This is a genomic window from Nitrospira sp., assembly GCA_029194675.1.
In the GTDB taxonomy this organism is placed as follows: domain Bacteria; phylum Nitrospirota; class Nitrospiria; order Nitrospirales; family Nitrospiraceae; genus Nitrospira_D.
Genome location: JARFXP010000002.1, coordinates 918,252 through 933,780 on the forward strand (window position 1 = coordinate 918,252; position 15,529 = coordinate 933,780).

Below are 15,529 nucleotides of genomic sequence, written 5' to 3' on the forward strand. Positions count from 1 at the left end.
CCCATACATCGTGAGCGCATGATGCGAGGATTTAACATATTCCCTCCTCGGTCACCATCCGAAACGAACAGCGTGACCAGAGTGGTGTTTGGTGTGGTGCTTCTTGTCCTCGGACTCTGTGGAGTCGGGTATTGGAGATACGTTGAAACAGAGACCCTCCACTTACAAGAGCGCAATTTCCGGGCTTTAACGGTCACCAGCCGCGCCTTAGGAACGATGGTGGCCAATTGTGGAACCGCGCTCAAGTCTGTGATCGAGGGCGAACCATCCTGTAACGACTCACCCTGTCAGGACAAGGCGGTCCGCAAGGAGGCCTATAGGAAGGCCGTGCAAGCACTGCCGGACCTTCGGGATGTGACAATTGCCGAAGAGACCAAAGATATCGATGGATTCGCCGCCAAGTTCATCTACCCAAACGGCGTCTCCTCCATCAAATTGACGTACGTGCATCAAGATCGCGCAAGGCCGATACAGACCAGATGGAAGATCACCGCCGTGATGGATATCGGCACGATCATGAAGCAATTGGTGACCGAGGATATCTTTTCAGATGTGCTGTTGGCTGAGCGCACGGGACGGGTTCTGTACCATCATCCGTCCACGCGAGATCCTTCCGGGTTTGAATTCGAGGATGTCTCGGCCCTCCTGTACAGGGGCAATGATTCGGAGTCGAAAAATGGTGGTGCAGAGAAAGATGGGGCCGGAGCGTTGGTTTCAAAGCTCCCGCTGTTCAACGAGGCGCCCATCGGCGGGATAGCCCATGCGATATTTGCCCAGGCGATGGATCTGCTTGCCGATCCGGAAACGGCTCAAACATTGATTCTCGTGGGCATTGTTCCCGCCGGGCAATTCTATGCCGAGGCTCGTGCCATACCGCTCAATCCTCTTCTGCTCATAGCCGGGCTGTTGCTCGTTCTCTTCTTTGTGCTGCCGTACGTCAAGCTGCGAACAAATGTGCCGACTGAACGACTGACTCCCATCTCCATTGTCGTGCTGATCGTTTTCTCGCTCCTGGGAGTCGCCGTGCTGACGTTCGGTCTGGCCGATATCGCGACGTACCACAATTTGGAGCAACACTTGGATACACGATTGGAGGCGGTCTCAAAAGAAATTAGGAAGCAGTTTAAGGCCAATGTGGAGCTGGGCTTGCAACAACTGGATGTGTTCGACGAATCGTGCAATGCGGTGTCGGATTGTCGGCGCAGACTAACACGTGAACCAGCGGAACCACAGTTGGCACAACGCTTGTGCATAGGAATGAAGACGGGCGGTCAAGAGAAAGGGTTTGCTTTCTTCCCGACGACGTCCGACGATTGCTCGGCGGATCATAACGACAATCGCGATGTGCAAATCGTCTATCCTGACGTCAAGGCCGTGTTTTGGGTGGGATCGAGTGGAGAACTTAAGATCATCCGGTCACGCGAACCGCATCCATGGAAATACGTGAATCTCCAAGAGCGACAGTATGTGCGGCGCATCCTGGCTGATGAAACAGTGATCCGTGAACAGGATGGACAAAAGTTCTGGATTGAGCCCATTTTTTCCCGGACCACCGGCGGCAACGCCGCGGTGCTTTCGAGGAAAAGCACGGCATTCGCTGAAGGTCGAAATCCCGGTCGGCCTATCGTGGCGGGGCTGGAAGTCAAATTGCCTTCGGTTACGGGTGCCGGCGTGCCTCCTGGATTGGGGTTTGCCGTGATCAATCAGGAGGGGGATGTCCTCTTTCACTCGGATCCCCGGCGGAATCTGCGCGAGAACTTGTTCGAGGAGACCGATAGAGACGGACGCCTTCGACAGGCCGTCTTTGCCCACGCGACGACTCAATTTGATGGGCGCTACTGGGGAAAGGATCGGCACTTCCATATCGCTCCTCTTTTTCTTGAGGCAGAGTTCATTGAACCTTCCGATGTGTACTGGTCGCTGGTGACCTACTGGGACACAGATATGTTGCGGGTTTTGAATCTTCGTGCCCTCTATTCAAGCGGTGTCTTGTTCTTCCTCTATGCGATCATCGCATTGAGCATCGGAATCGTGGGATGGTGGATGTATTCGCGCACGAATGAGGCAACGTATCGATGGGTGTCGCCACAGTCGCAGCCTTTGCATCGCTATGAGATGGCCATCGGATTGTTCGTTGTTTCGTTGGGCGCAGTGGGCATCTGGTACGCGCGCCCTCATTCCTACTCGGACATGTTGTTGTGGGGACTGCTGCCGGCGCTTGTCGCGGCGGTGGTGTCGGTCACTCATGTCAACGCCGATGCTATCCGTAAGGACAAGACAGATGTGTCGGCCCGACGGAGGTATCGCCGGTTCTATGCGCTGGTGGTGACGCTGATATTGGTGGCTTTTGTGATGATACCGGCGTTGGTGATCTTTCGAGTGGCGGTGGATGTGGAGTGGCGGCTCTTGACGAAGTTCGCTCAGGTCGATCTTATCCGTGATCGCGCGTTTCAAGCTCAAGGGGTTCGGGATTTCCATGCTCCTGCGTTATTCCACGAAGCAAACCACGATGGCGAGGTTCGAACGGATTTCCTCCTGGATTTTTCAGGCTTGAATTATGTGTATGCCGATTTTCCGTTCCAAAGCTGTTGGCGGAACAGTAAGGAAAGCGAGAATTGTGGCTCAGCTTCGAGACCCGCGGTCCAACGAGGGGATGAACGTCTGATTCGATGGTTGTATCACATCATTGATAGACCTCGATTCGGCCAGAGCGGGGCAGAGACCGACATGTTCCTGGAAGAGCCTGAACGGTGGCACGAATCAGAGCGCGGAACGTTGGGGCTCATAGACCGCTCTCAGGGGACCACCTCCCCAATCAGCCTGTATTCGCAAATCCCTCCAGCCGTCCCGCAGTGGCTCTATTCGTTGTTGGTCTTTGGCGGCCTGGTTCCCTTGGTGGCGCTCCGGGTCAAGATGACCTATGTTTTCGCCGCAGTCCTCTGTGCGCTGGGAGGGTCGCTTTCGTTCGGATTGGTCGGAGAAGCGCTGGCACTCCTGGGCGTGAGCGCCTTGCTCTATGGGGCTTGTTATGTGTTGCCGACGTTAGCCGCCCGGCGCGTCCTTCCGTTGGATTTTTCGCGTCCTTCAAGCGGCTCGACAGCGACGGACGCAGGGCAAGGGATTGCCGAAATGCGTCAGGATCGCCAAGCGCCTTCTTCATGGCCGCCGGGATTGTCGGACGTGTTCGCCAAAGAAATGTCCGGCTTGCGCGACGCGCTGCGTCTGACCGGGATTCCATGGTCGAAGGAGCTTCTCACATCTCGTGAAAACATGTTGCAACAGGACATTGAAGGTGATTTTGAGGTCGCCAAGGAGCGACTCATTCGAGAGGTTCTGGAAGCGGCGACAAGCCAGTACCTACAGATGTGGGAGCAACGTACTGCGTCTCAGCGCCGGTCATTGTTCAATCTGGCACGGGACGGCTTTCTGCACAGCAGAAATCCAGATATCGGTCCGTTGTTGACAAATGGGTTGATCGTCGCGGATCTGAAGCTGCGTCCGATGAACGAAAGTTTCCGGCGTTTCATCATCAGGACGGGCTTGGAAGAGCGGCTTGATGAGGACATTGCCCAAGCGAGGACTGGTGCGTGGTTCCAAGTGTGGAGACCCATCGGAGTAGGCTTGGTGCTCATCATGGTATTTTTGATGTTGACGCAGGAGCAATATCGGGCGATTACGCTCGCCTTCCTAGGCGTGCTGCCGGGACTCCTGGGTGCCTTTTCCCAGGGGTTGACTGCGCCCAAGAAAGAGAAGCTTGACACGGCGTCCTCCGCGTAACTTCAAGATGGAGAGGAGGATTGAGAGGTCCTCTAAGCGGTTACCGCTTGCCTTCTTCACTCACCTTCGGTTTGGGATCGGCCTAATGCTGAGCTTGGAGACTCGCCAGAACCGGCTGAGCGGCTGTCACCTTCTGTTCAACCGCTTGAGTCAACCAGTGCCGCGCTTGCTTCGTATCCCTGGTCACTCCGCGCCCATAGGCATACATGACCCCCAGGACGTACATCGCTTGTCCGTTGCCGGTCTCAGCCAGGCGGTGGAGACCGGGAGAAGCTTTCTTGTACCAGTTTACTGACTCCGGCGTCTGCGACCCGTTACGCCGTGCGTAATAGCGTCCGAGGCGATACTGGGCAAATGCATCGCCCTGTTCGGCTAAGCGAACATCGATGCCCGGACTTTGGGCTGGTTTTGCGGCCGGCAAACTGGATGTCGATTTCTCGTTACCTGGTGGTGCCACCTTGTGACCAGAGGGACGGTCGGTCGGATCGGAGGATTTGGGCGGTGAGGCTTGGTCACGATTGTTCTGGGTTGCGAGCCCATCGGGGTCAGGGGTCGGTGAAGCCGGAGGATTCTGAGACTCACCCAGGCCTTCTGCCTGTGAAAGCGGCGTAAGGCTGAACTCGCTCTGACTTGCCGGCGGCTCCGTGGCCGATTGCGGTTGGCCACATGGTTCAGGGGATTTGCCGGAGGCTTGCTCCCCGGCACCAGGCGGGCAGTTCGCGCTATCGTTTGAGGCGGATGGCCACAGGGGCAGTGTCGATGCACCCCAGATCAGCGCGATGATGAACAAGGCCCAATGAAGCAGCCGGCGTCTCAGGATCGTTCGATCGCTGGGCGGCACCAACACGAGTCCAGGATAGCCTTTCTTGGCCATGCCTTCTCCCGAAGGAATCCTTGGTCGGAGTATATCAGTGTGTCAAAAAGCTGTCTCGTGCTCTGGATTTTCACCGCAGCTGTCGTGGTGAGGGAACCGCGGAGCTCTGAATACTGAGCCAAACGGTCGTCCTCAGCTGCGTTGCCATTATAGATAGCCTCTTGTCCTTCCCAACTTCAAGCTCTTATAGTAGGTCGACAGGGAATATCATTGTCACCCAGGAGGGCGAGCGAACCATGCCGTCGGCTGAAAGTGCTTTCGCCATTGTGGACATCAACGGTCCATTTCGTGAGCCGCGTGAGCAAGTATTTTCCTACGATTATTCGATTCAACGGTCCACGTGGGCGACGCCACATGGCGTGCGCGTGAAGGTATCAATACCGGATGAACTGGAGGTGCTGAAGCGTCGCCTCTTCGGGATGGTTGTCGGCTCGCCGGGCCAACAACTGGTGGTGAGCAACATCCTCTCAAAAACGATTGCCGACTGGAAGATGCGGGTGGCTGAAGGGGAGGGAATGCTGACGGAACGACGCGACGTGATGCTGGCGCCATTTATCGGGCCGCTCGCGCATCTGTTCCCGAAGCTAGAGGTGTTGTTTGAGGCGAATCAATCGGTGATCCGGGAAGAAGTGAGGAGACGCACAGGCATCTGACTCCTTGCGGGAAAAGATGTGAGCCGGATTCCTCAGAAAATTCTTCGGTAGTGTTTCGAGTGGACGCCTGATTCGTCCGCGAAACCGAGCGATCCCTTGTCCGGGCTACCGGTATCATTCAGGTCGATACGGTAGTGGCCGCGGACTTGCTCCATGGCCACCTCGAACGGAACGGCGTTCGGGTAGAGCGTCCCAGGTGCATGGGCCCCTCGCGCCAGCGTACGGATCGTATCCTCTCCCGCGAACTGCTTATCTGAGAAGATAAAGATGTCGGCGATGGCGTGATCGCCGAGTTTGTGGCCTGGTGTGGTCGAGGGGAGCTGTTCACTGAGTGCACCATCCAGACGTGCTTGTTTGAGGCGTTTCAAGAGGCCGACGATCTGACTATCCGTCGCTTGAGAGGGAACGACCAACCCCAGGGTGTTCATATCCAGGATGGTCGTCTGGACTTTGAACATGACAGGCGCCGCTTCCGGATCCTCGATGACTGGGACATTGGGACCTTCAGTGCCGGTCGCCTGTTTGTTCTTCGAGCTGGGGACGATCAGGGCGACGAACAACCAGAGTCCGATGAGGATGCCGAATACCACGAGTAACGGATGGGCACCGGCACGTTTGCCCTCTTCGTAGGGCTCTTGGTTTTTCGTCATGGAACGCGATCTCCGATGTGCGGTGTGGCGTCCGACTGTGGGCTCTGCAGCCGTCGTTTGGCTTCATCCCACAGCTCGTCCATTTCGGCCAGCGTCATGTCTGTCAATGACCGGCCCTTATCTGCAGCTTGTGCCTCCACCAGATGGAACCGATCGATGAAACGGTTCGTGGATCGACGCAGGGCATCTTCAGGATTTGCCTTCAGAAAACGGGCGAGATTCACGAGGGAAAACAGAATGTCTCCCAGTTCTCCTTCGATTGCCTCCCGCTCGCTGGGCTGATGAGACACCGGTTCGGTCTCGGTTGGAATCTGGGCCAACGCCTCCCGCAGTTCGCCGATTTCCTCGACCACTTTTCCGAAGATCTGTTCCAGACCGGCTTCACTCTGTGGCCAGTCGAAACCGACTCGGGATGCCCTTGCTTGAATTTGATAGGCCCGCAGCAATGCCGGCAAGGTCTTCGGCACTCCTTCGAGTGCGGACTGCTTTGTCCCCGCAGCTTCCCGTTCGGCACGCTTGATCTCTTCCCATTGACTCAAGACCTGGTCGCTGTTCGAAACATCCCTCGATTGGTCACCATTCCCGAATACATGGGGATGTCTGCGGATCAGTTTCGTAGCGAGCGTATCGAGAACATCCTCGATGGTAAACGATCCAGTTTCCGAGGCAATCTGACTGTGAAAGATGACTTGTAAAAGAACATCGCCGAGTTCCTCTCGCAGTTTCTGCTTGTCACGCTGGTCGATTGTCTCGAGGACTTCATAGGCTTCTTCTAGCAGATAGGGTTTCAGTGACTCGTGTGTCTGCTTGCGATCCCACGGACATCCGTCCTGAGCGCGAAGCGCCGCCATGATCTCAATCACCTTGGTAAATCGCGTCGACATCGGCTGTGGACCTGTCCAAACGTCTGGGGAAAATTGAAGGTTCTCGCCACTCTATACCGAGAACGGCTGTTGCTTCAATGGCGGCTATCTAGAGGAGGCCTTGACGGTGGGCATGAGTAGACTGAAAATGTGCGCGTGTTGTTCTTGTGCCTTATGCGCCGGGATGGGATGTGAGCCCGTGCAAGGATGGGCGTTATGCTGATCCGCATAAGAACCCGTCACAAATGGTCACACAGTCGTGGCCAATTGAAAATGCAGCTATTGTTGCGTATTGTTCACGAACAGTTGTGGCGTGTTATGCGGCTAGAAATTGGCAGATCCAGCTCTTATGCGGATCGGCCTAAACATTGTTAGAGCGCTGGTTCACCGGAATGAAGATCCGAGCGCACTGGAGGTTTTCGCTATGAGCTTCCTCAAACGCCTCTTCGGAGGCGAGTCTGCCCGAAAGATACCTGGCGCTGTGTTTTCGGTGTCTTCGGCCTCGGTACGTAGCCATAATATCCAGGCCGTGCCGCAGCTACTCGACTCGCTTGCAGCGCTCACTGCAAAACACAGTACGCCGCACTTCGCCGAAGTCACTTTTGATGGCTTTGATCATGACCCTCGCCCGATTGATGAGATTCCAGAGGTAGCCGCATGGGCACGGCTGGTTCAGGAAACATACCCCGACTGGCTCCAGTGGCTGACTCCAGGAGCTATGCTGCGACATCTTATGTGCATCGTTCCGGGGCTTGCGGAGCATCTGCCGAATGGGCAGGTCTCACTCAACTTCGGTGCTCCAGGATTTCAGGCTTTGCTACCAGCAGGGGCAAACGCCGCCGCTAGCCGACTCAGGAACCTAGGGTGTACTGAACCATTGATCTTGGAAGTGTTCCTTCCTGCCATCAATCTGAATCGTACATCGGCCCTCTTGGGGCAGAATCAGCTTGGGAAGCACTATCAAGTTGTGGCTTTGTAAACGTCTTTGACTTTCCCGGCGCTACCCAGCAAGGCTGGCCAGTGCTCTAACTACCGGTTGCACCGATCGCGCGTCTACCGTAGGTTCTCCACCGTATGGTCGAGCAAGCTCCAGAGATGAAGTGCCTTCGTTGTGCGGCATCCCTGCCGCGCGTCGGTGACCCGGACCGTTCGGCAAAGAAGTATGAAAATATTTCTCGCTCCAATTCTCACTATGGCCTTTCGTGAAGCGTTTCAACGCTGATCACCGTCGCATGTCTTCGTGCGATCGCCTACGAGGTACCAAAGACGGCAGCGCACCGAACATCTCGTCCATCGGCATGCTCGTCAAGAGCACCAAGTTGAGCTGGTGCGGAGGCTCATAAAACTTGCCCCTTAAAGAGTGATGGTATAGACTGACATCATGATTCTCATACGCTTTCCAAATCCGGAATCAAAACGCGCCGCACTTGGTCGACTTGCCGGTCGTTTCCGTTTCAAGAGTTGGGCGAGTGGCGAAATGTTGGTGCCGGAGGATGCTCTGCCGTTTCTCGCGGTGGAGGGGATCGTATTCACCGCCGAGGGACCGCCCACTTATGAGCAGAATGGTTCGGCGTTTCGAGGTTCTCCTGCCGCTGCGTTTTAATGACGGTTCCGCAGTTCCCGACAACGCGATTGCCGACACATTGCTTGAATTGGAACAACAATTCGGGGCCGTGTCGTGCGACACTCAAACCATTCGCGGACAGTGGCGGCACGAGAGCCAGAGTTATCGGGATGACCTGATTCGTGTCTATGTCGATGCGGACGATGAACCGAAAAATCGGCAGTACTTCATCGAATGCAAAGAACGGCTCAAGATCAGATTCCAACAGATCGACATTTGGATGACGACCTATTTGATTGAAGTGATTTGACGAAAGAGATTTTCGCCTCACCATTCGAGACAGTCGCCCCACTTTCCAGCAGGAGACGTCCTTTCTTCGTCGGTCTCCACCAGCGAATTCAAACCGCGCCGCAATTGAAGCTTGTGCCGCAGCGCCCGTAACCACATGAGAAAATCAACGGGTTCCTCGCGAAGGACCACACCACGCATCTGGAGGTCCGTCACGGCTTGCGACCGAATAGACCCTATGATAGGGTACCGGCACCATCTAGGAATGTGGGGGAGAGAGGAACATGGCAGAGGAAGAGCACGGATTTGTCATTCGCGATCGGCGGGCCAGCGGAGGAGCCGAGGCCGCTCCAACGGCAGCTTCGCCCTCAAAAGAGACAAAGCCTTCGGCTGCAGCACCGACCGAGCCATCCCAAACACCTCCGTCACCTCCGGTCACGTTCTCGTCCTTTGTCATCTCACTGGGCTCGTCATCGCTCATGCTCATGGGCGAGCAATTGGATCCTCACCAGGCAACGATACCCGTCAATCTGCCGCAGGCCAAAGAAATCATCGATCTCTTGTCTGTCTTGGAAGGCAAGACAAAAGGCAATCTGACCTCTGATGAGCAAACGGTCCTGCGCGACATGCTGTACGCCCTTCGTATGAAGTATGTCACGCTGGCCCCACCAAAGTAGAATCCTATCGCTTGATTCTCCGTCCCGCGAGCTCTCTGACTGCTGCAAATTGTGCAGCAGGCTTTGAGACTGTCTCGCAAGTCGGTTATAGTGCTAAAAACCCCTGTTTCTTGTGCCGACGGTGGCCGAAGGACGAGTGAATGTCTGAGCTGAATCATCCCATACCGACAGTAGGATCTGCTTCCGAAGGAAGTGCCGCAGGTCACCTCATCCCAGTCGGCAGTCACCGGCGTCGTGCTTCGGACAGCCAACTCAAGCAGCCTGACCGGAAACCGCGCCATCTTCGCCCTGTCTGGATCGTCTTGATTCTTCTCGTACCCTGCGTGGCCCTCACGCTGTATTACTCACAAGTTGTTGCGCCTGGCTCCGAAGAGAGCGGTTTCTTCCTACCGACGACCAGCTACGCACTGGTTCTCCTCCTGGTCAATTTGGATCTGATCGGCTTCGTGGTGCTGGTACTTCTATTGTCCAGGAATCTGATCAAGGCGTATTTCGAACGGCGGCACCGTCTCGTCGGGTCAGGATTTCGTACCAAGCTCATCGCTGCGTTTATCGGGTTCTCACTGATTCCGACGCTGCTCCTGGCCTTCGTCGCGAGCGGGCTGGTCAACAAGGCTGTCGATGTCTGGTTCAGCGAGCACATCGAGAAGGTCATGAAAGACTCGTATGAGGTGGCTCGTATGCAGCACGCGGGGCATGTCGCGCTCGCGGTCAACAGCGCACGAGCCATCGCTCAGGAACTGTTCCGCGAAGACATGCTGACCTCGGTACAGCGTGATCTCTTGATCGCCGCGATGGCTCGGAAACGGATGGAATACGGCGTCGCCGGGATCGAGGTGTTTTCGAGCAAGATGGAGACTCTCACCAAGACACTTGATAGTGAAATTCCGTCGGGGGTGTTGGATCTGCCGATCAGTCAGCTGGTCTTACAAGTCATTAACGGCAAGCAAGAGTTTACCTCTGTCCAGGAGGCCCAGACGGGACGGTTGGTGCGCGCCGCCATCCCGGTGGCCTCCGGAAGCCGACGCGGTGAGTTAGAGGGCGTCGTGGTCGTGGAAACCTACGTCCCTGAATCCCTGTTGACCAAGATGGAAGGGATCGGTCGTCAATACACGGCGTACAAACAGATCAAGGCGATGAAAAACCCCATTAAAGCCGGGGCGTACTTTTTTGTTGCCGTCGTGGCGGTGTTGATTCTCTTCAGCGCGACCTGGTTCGGCTTCTATGTGGCGCGCGGGATCACCGTTCCGATCCAACGATTGGCGGAAGCGACCGAAGCAGTCGCCCAGGGCGATCTGTCGGTGCAGATCGATGCCAAGGCTACCGATGAGATTGGGACGTTGATCGAGTCGTTCAATCGGATGACGCAGGATCTGCAGGGGAGTAAATCGGAGCTGGAGGAAGCCAACCTGACGCTGCGGAACACCAATGTCGAGCTGGATCGGCGCCGCGCCTATATCGAAACGGTGGTGGATACGATTGCTGCCGGTCTTTTGTCCATCGATCGGAACGGAATGATCACCACCTTCAACCCTTCCGCAGAGCGAATCTTAGGGTTGGATGCCGACCGCTTCAGAGGACGGTCGGCCAATGAGGTGTTCAAGGAGTTCGGTCTCGACTCGTTCCAGACCGCCTATGATCGTATGCTGGCCGATGAGCGCGACGACTTGGACCTGGAAGGACAATTGGATATCCAAGGGAAACTGATCACGATTGGTCTGAAAGGGTCTCGTATGCGGGATGAAGCGAACAAAGACTTAGGGTTTGTGTTGGTCTTTGAGGATCTGACCGAGTTGATTAAGGCGCAGAAAGTTGCGGCTTGGCAGGAGGTCGCGAAGCGCGTCGCTCATGAAATCAAGAACCCACTGACTCCTATTCAACTATCGGCTCAGCGGTTACGCAAGAAGTTCTTCGAACAATCTCCCGATCTTGACCGGGTGTTTGATGACGCCACCAATGTCATCATCAACGAAGTCGGGAGCCTGAAACAGATGCTGGACGAATTTTCAAAATTCGCCCGCCTGCCTGCTCCGCAAATGACGCGACAATCGTTGCACGAGGTGGTACGGGAAGTGGCGACCCTCTATCGCGAGGCCCAGAAGGATATTGAGTTGATGGTGGACCTCGACGAGGATCTGCCGTCCATCAATTTCGATCGGGAACAACTGAGACGTGTGTTCGTCAATCTCTTCGACAACGCGGTTCAAGCGATGAATCAGAAGGGGCGGCTGTGGGTCGGCACAAAGTATGATACGAAACGCCGCCGCGTGATCGTCACCGTGGCGGATGAGGGGCCCGGCATTGCTCCTGAGGATCAGGAACGGTTGTTTGTGCCGTATTTTACTCGTAAGAAGACGGGAACCGGGTTGGGGCTGGCGATCGTCCGTCGGATCATCACGGACCATGAGGGACAAATCCATGTCGGAAACAATCACCCGAAGGGCGCCGTGTTTACGTTTGACTTGCCCGTATAGGGTAGACCGCTGGGGATAGGGGTAAGGAGCGAGGGGTTATGTCGGCATCGATTCTAGTGGTGGACGACGAGGAAGCGATTCGCACGTCCCTGCGAAGCATCCTGGAAGATGAAGGGTATGACGTGTCGGTAGCCGCCAATGGGGTTGAGGCGCTGAAAATATATGGAGCCGACCCGCCGGATCTCATGATTCTGGACATCTGGATGCCGGAGATGGACGGGCTGGAGACCCTACGGCGGGTGAAAGAATTTGTGCCCACCACGCAGGTCATGATGATCTCCGGGCATGGATCCATCGAAACGGCCGTGAAAGCCATCAAGCTGGGTGCATACGACTATATCGAGAAGCCTTTATCGTTGGAAAATGTCACGCTCCGTGTCAGGCACGCGCTGGAGCAGTTCCGATTGGCGCAAGAGAATCGGTCGCTGCGGACCAAGGTCCAACAAAAGTTCGAGTTGGTCGGGCAGTCTCCGGCCATGCAGCGGCTACGGGAGCTCATCGAAACGGCAGGCCCGACGAACAGTCGGGTGCTGATCGGAGGCGAGAATGGAACTGGGAAGGAATTGGTCGCTCGAGCCATTCATACGCACAGCACCAGATCGGACCATCCGTTCGTGGCAGTCAATTGTGCGGCCATCCCTGAGACATTGATTGAGAGCGAATTGTTCGGTCACGAAAAAGGCTCCTTCACCGGAGCCACATCCATGAAGCGCGGTCAGTTCGAGCAGGCCGATGGAGGGACGCTGTTTCTGGATGAAATCGCCGACATGAGCCTCAATACGCAGGCGAAAGTGCTGCGGGCGTTGCAGGAACAGCAGTTCACGCGAGTCGGCGGGACCAAATTGATGAAGGTTGATGTGCGGGTGCTGGCGGCTTCCAACAAGGACTTGGAAAAGGAAATCGGCAAGGGACAATTTCGGGAGGATCTGTACTATCGCCTCAACGTGGTTCCGATCGTCGTGCCTCCACTGCGGGAGAGGCGAGAAGATATCCCGGCTCTTGTTCGACATTTCATGAAGACGCATGTCGAGGAGCAAGGGTTGCGGATGAAGGAAGTCTCGCCGGAGGCGATGGCCGTGTTTCAGCAGTACGAATGGCCCGGGAATATTCGTGAGCTGAGGAATTTGATCGAACGGCTCATGATCATGGTGCCGGGGTTTGTGATCGACGCCTCACAAGCCACTCTGTCGTTACAAGGACGAACCGTCGGCGTGATCCCGGCAGGCAATCAAACGCCTAGCTTGGTTCTTACAAAATCCTACGACTCGCTTCGAGATGCCCGGAATGCCTTCGAAAAAGAATACATCGGTCGAAAACTTCGGGAACACCACTGGAATATTTCACGGACCGCTGAAGATCTCAAGATCGAGCGAAGCCATCTTCACCGGAAGATCAAGTTGCTCGATGTGGAGATGCGACCTGAGAGCTAGGACGGCGACGGGACAGGATCAGCGTCCCGCGCACGTGGGGCAGATGAGATCCTGGAACTTCGTCTGAGGATGAGCCTGCACGTACTCGTTCAGGGCGGCCTCGGACATGTGCGTGGGATGAGATGTTCTACATGATGGGCACACGGGTATCAGTTGTTGTAATGTGGCGATGTCGCGAACGGTGCGGTCGAGGTCAGTGATGGTTTTTGTGACCTCTTGTTCCCAGCACCTTCTCGCATCCGTTTCTTGCTTGAGCTTGAGAGCAGATTTCACTCGTGCAAGGAGCTCTACCTGCTCGACCGGCTTTCTGATGTAGTCCGTCGCCCCGGCATCGAATGCCGCCTGGAGCCAATCCCTTTGGTTCCGTGCCGTCACGATGATGATCGGAACCCCTACAAACGCATCGATGGCCTTGATGCGGCGGCAGGCCTCGACGCCATCCATGTCCGGCATCTTGATGTCCATCAAAATCAGATCTACCGCGAGACCATTTGCGCCGCGATGGTCGAGGTCCAAATGCGTAAATGCATCGCGAGCGGAAGAGACGGTGATCAAGTCCCGATACCCGGAGCTCTTCAGGAGATGATGGAGCAGTAGCCGCTCGTCAGGCGAGTCATCGACGATCAAAATGGCCACCACACCCTCCTTCGCCAGCTCGTATGCTCGAAGAGTCCACGCTGATACGTATAACAGTATAGGACGTATTCTTACAGCGGCAAGGAAAAAACAGAAGGCAGGGAACAAGGAAGTGTCTTCGAAACGATTCCGATGGGTGCGTGTAATCCCAAAATGATAATGTCCGGTTTCACCAAAGTAGAAATGTCCTCTTCGTTGATAGACTGCCCGTTCTTCAAAGGAGGACGGGATGGTGGGAGAGGACAGGGTGATGATGAGTGCCAAGGAGTTGCGGCGGATCCATGTGATTCGCCAGGTGCGGGACAAGCGGATCACACAACAGGAGGCGGGCACCATGTTGCGGCTGACGGAGCGTCAGATCCGGCGCCTTCTTGGGCGGGTAAAGGAGGAGGGCGACCAGGGACGTGTCCATCGGGGACGGGGGAAGCCGTCGAATCGGCGCATCGCGGAGCCGGTCAAGGCGAAGATGCTGCGGCTGTATGAGACACGCTATGGAGACTTTGGGCCGACGTTGGCGGCGGAGAAGTTGACGGAGCGGCACCGACTCGAGGTCAGCGACGAGACTCTGCGGCGCTGGTTGCGGGAGCGGGGGATTGATCATTTCGCACGCCGGAAGCGACCGCATCGCGCGTGGCGTGCGCGCAAGGCGCATGTCGGGGAACTGGTGCAACTGGATGGGTCCCATCATGATTGGTTGGAGGGGCGCGGCCCGTGGGGTGTCCTGATGGCCTACATCGACGATGCGAGCAGTCGCGTCTTTGCTCGGTTCTATGAGTACGAGGGCACGATCCCGGCGATGGACAGCTTCCAGCGCTACATTCGGCACCAGGGGATTCCGCTGGCCATCTATGCGGACAAGCATACGACCTACCAGTCGCCAGCTGAGCCCACGGTGGCGGAGCAGCTGGCCGGGGAGGCACCCCAGAGTCAGTTCGGACGGGCACTGGATGAGCTGGGGGTTGAGCTGATCGCGGCGCACTCCCCACAGGCCAAGGGGCGGGTGGAGCGGCTGTTTAAGACGTTCCAGGATCGACTGGTCAAGGAGTTGCGCCTCGCACGGATTGGGACCTTCGAGGCGGCGAACCGATTCCTGGAGGGCTATCTGCCGGTCTACAACCGCCGGTTCGCGGTGCGGCCGGCGCACGCAGTCAATCTGCATCGGCCGAAGCCGACGGCCCAGGTGCTGGAGCGAAGCCTGTGTATCAAGACATCCCGGTGTCTGCGGAAGGACTTCACCATTGCTCATGAAGGGCGGCTCTATCAGGTTCACGACAATCTCCGCGCCACTCGTGTGGTGGTCGAAGAACATGTGGATGGGACGATGCGGCTCACGCACCACGGACGGGCGCTCGCCTTTCACGCGATCGCGGCGCGACCTGTGTCGGCGGCAGCGGTCACGGCGGTGTCCCGATCGCAGCGCCCGATCAAACCGCCGGCGGATCATCCATGGCGCAAGCGATGGCGGCAGGAACGAGGACACCACCCGGCGGCGGCCGGAACATAAACCGGACATTTCTATTTGGGCTTGACACGATTCCGATGGGTGCGTTGACCTCCGTCGGACGCTCCGTTAAGATGCGCCCCCGAAGTAGGTTAAAGTTGCGGTTAAAGCTGAGTTGAAACGTAATTGCCGCGTTTCCCGC

At 56.5% G+C, this 15,529-nt stretch carries 12 protein-coding genes; 8 read left to right on the forward strand and 4 right to left on the reverse strand.

Annotated features, from left to right (window positions below; genetic code table 11):
• Nucleotides 1-18: 18 nt before the first annotated feature.
• Nucleotides 19-3,777, forward strand: coding sequence for a hypothetical protein (locus P0120_13275; GenBank protein MDF0675292.1), 3,759 nt, complete (start codon nucleotides 19-21; stop codon nucleotides 3,775-3,777).
• A gap of 82 nt (nucleotides 3,778-3,859) precedes the next feature.
• Here P0120_13275 and P0120_13280 read toward each other — a convergent pair whose 3' ends face one another.
• Complete coding sequence (locus P0120_13280) at nucleotides 3,860-4,651, reverse strand: hypothetical protein (protein ID MDF0675293.1); 792 nt, start codon at nucleotides 4,649-4,651, stop codon at nucleotides 3,860-3,862.
• Nucleotides 4,652-4,887: 236 nt separating this feature from the next.
• On the opposite strand from P0120_13280, the gene P0120_13285 reads away from it, so the two are divergent.
• Nucleotides 4,888-5,304, forward strand: a complete 417-nt coding sequence (locus P0120_13285) for a hypothetical protein (protein ID MDF0675294.1) — start codon at nucleotides 4,888-4,890, stop codon at nucleotides 5,302-5,304.
• 32 nt (nucleotides 5,305-5,336) lie between these two features.
• Here the strand turns inward: P0120_13285 and P0120_13290 are convergent, their stop codons facing one another.
• Together P0120_13290 and mazG are read right to left on the reverse strand one after the other, a co-directional pair.
• On the reverse strand, nucleotides 5,337-5,954 hold the full coding sequence (locus P0120_13290) for a hypothetical protein (protein ID MDF0675295.1): 618 nt from the start codon (nucleotides 5,952-5,954) through the stop codon (nucleotides 5,337-5,339).
• Nucleotides 5,951-6,838 (reverse strand): nucleoside triphosphate pyrophosphohydrolase, encoded by an 888-nt coding sequence (gene mazG, locus P0120_13295; protein ID MDF0675296.1) that lies wholly within the window; start codon nucleotides 6,836-6,838, stop codon nucleotides 5,951-5,953. The genes P0120_13290 and mazG overlap by 4 nt, the downstream gene beginning before the upstream one ends.
• Nucleotides 6,839-7,241: 403 nt before the next feature.
• Here mazG and P0120_13300 point away from each other — a divergent pair, with 403 nt between their 5' ends.
• The 5 genes from P0120_13300 to P0120_13320 all read left to right on the forward strand — a co-directional run bounded on the left by P0120_13300 (nucleotide 7,242) and on the right by P0120_13320 (nucleotide 13,250).
• A complete protein-coding gene (locus P0120_13300) occupies nucleotides 7,242-7,796 on the forward strand; it encodes a hypothetical protein (protein ID MDF0675297.1) in 555 nt (184 codons plus the stop codon).
• 574 nt (nucleotides 7,797-8,370) lie between these two features.
• Complete coding sequence (locus tag P0120_13305) at nucleotides 8,371-8,691, forward strand: hypothetical protein (GenBank protein ID MDF0675298.1); 321 nt, start codon at nucleotides 8,371-8,373, stop codon at nucleotides 8,689-8,691.
• 262 nt (nucleotides 8,692-8,953) lie between these two features.
• Nucleotides 8,954-9,346, forward strand: coding sequence for a DUF1844 domain-containing protein (locus P0120_13310; protein ID MDF0675299.1), 393 nt, complete (start codon nucleotides 8,954-8,956; stop codon nucleotides 9,344-9,346).
• 140 nt (nucleotides 9,347-9,486) lie between these two features.
• The gene (locus tag P0120_13315) at nucleotides 9,487-11,820 is read left to right on the forward strand and encodes an ATP-binding protein (protein MDF0675300.1); all 2,334 of its coding nucleotides are present in this window, start codon (nucleotides 9,487-9,489) and stop codon (nucleotides 11,818-11,820) included.
• A 38-nt stretch (nucleotides 11,821-11,858) separates the two neighbouring features.
• Nucleotides 11,859-13,250, forward strand: coding sequence for a sigma-54 dependent transcriptional regulator (locus P0120_13320; protein MDF0675301.1), 1,392 nt, complete (start codon nucleotides 11,859-11,861; stop codon nucleotides 13,248-13,250).
• 18 nt (nucleotides 13,251-13,268) lie between these two features.
• Here P0120_13320 and P0120_13325 read toward each other — a convergent pair whose 3' ends face one another.
• Nucleotides 13,269-13,886 (reverse strand): response regulator, encoded by a 618-nt coding sequence (locus tag P0120_13325; GenBank protein ID MDF0675302.1) that lies wholly within the window; start codon nucleotides 13,884-13,886, stop codon nucleotides 13,269-13,271.
• Nucleotides 13,887-14,115: 229 nt separating this feature from the next.
• On the opposite strand from P0120_13325, the gene P0120_13330 reads away from it, so the two are divergent.
• Entirely contained in the window at nucleotides 14,116-15,390 is a 1,275-nt protein-coding gene (locus tag P0120_13330; protein MDF0675303.1) for an ISNCY family transposase, read from the forward strand.
• The last annotated feature ends 139 nt before the right edge of the window (nucleotides 15,391-15,529 follow it).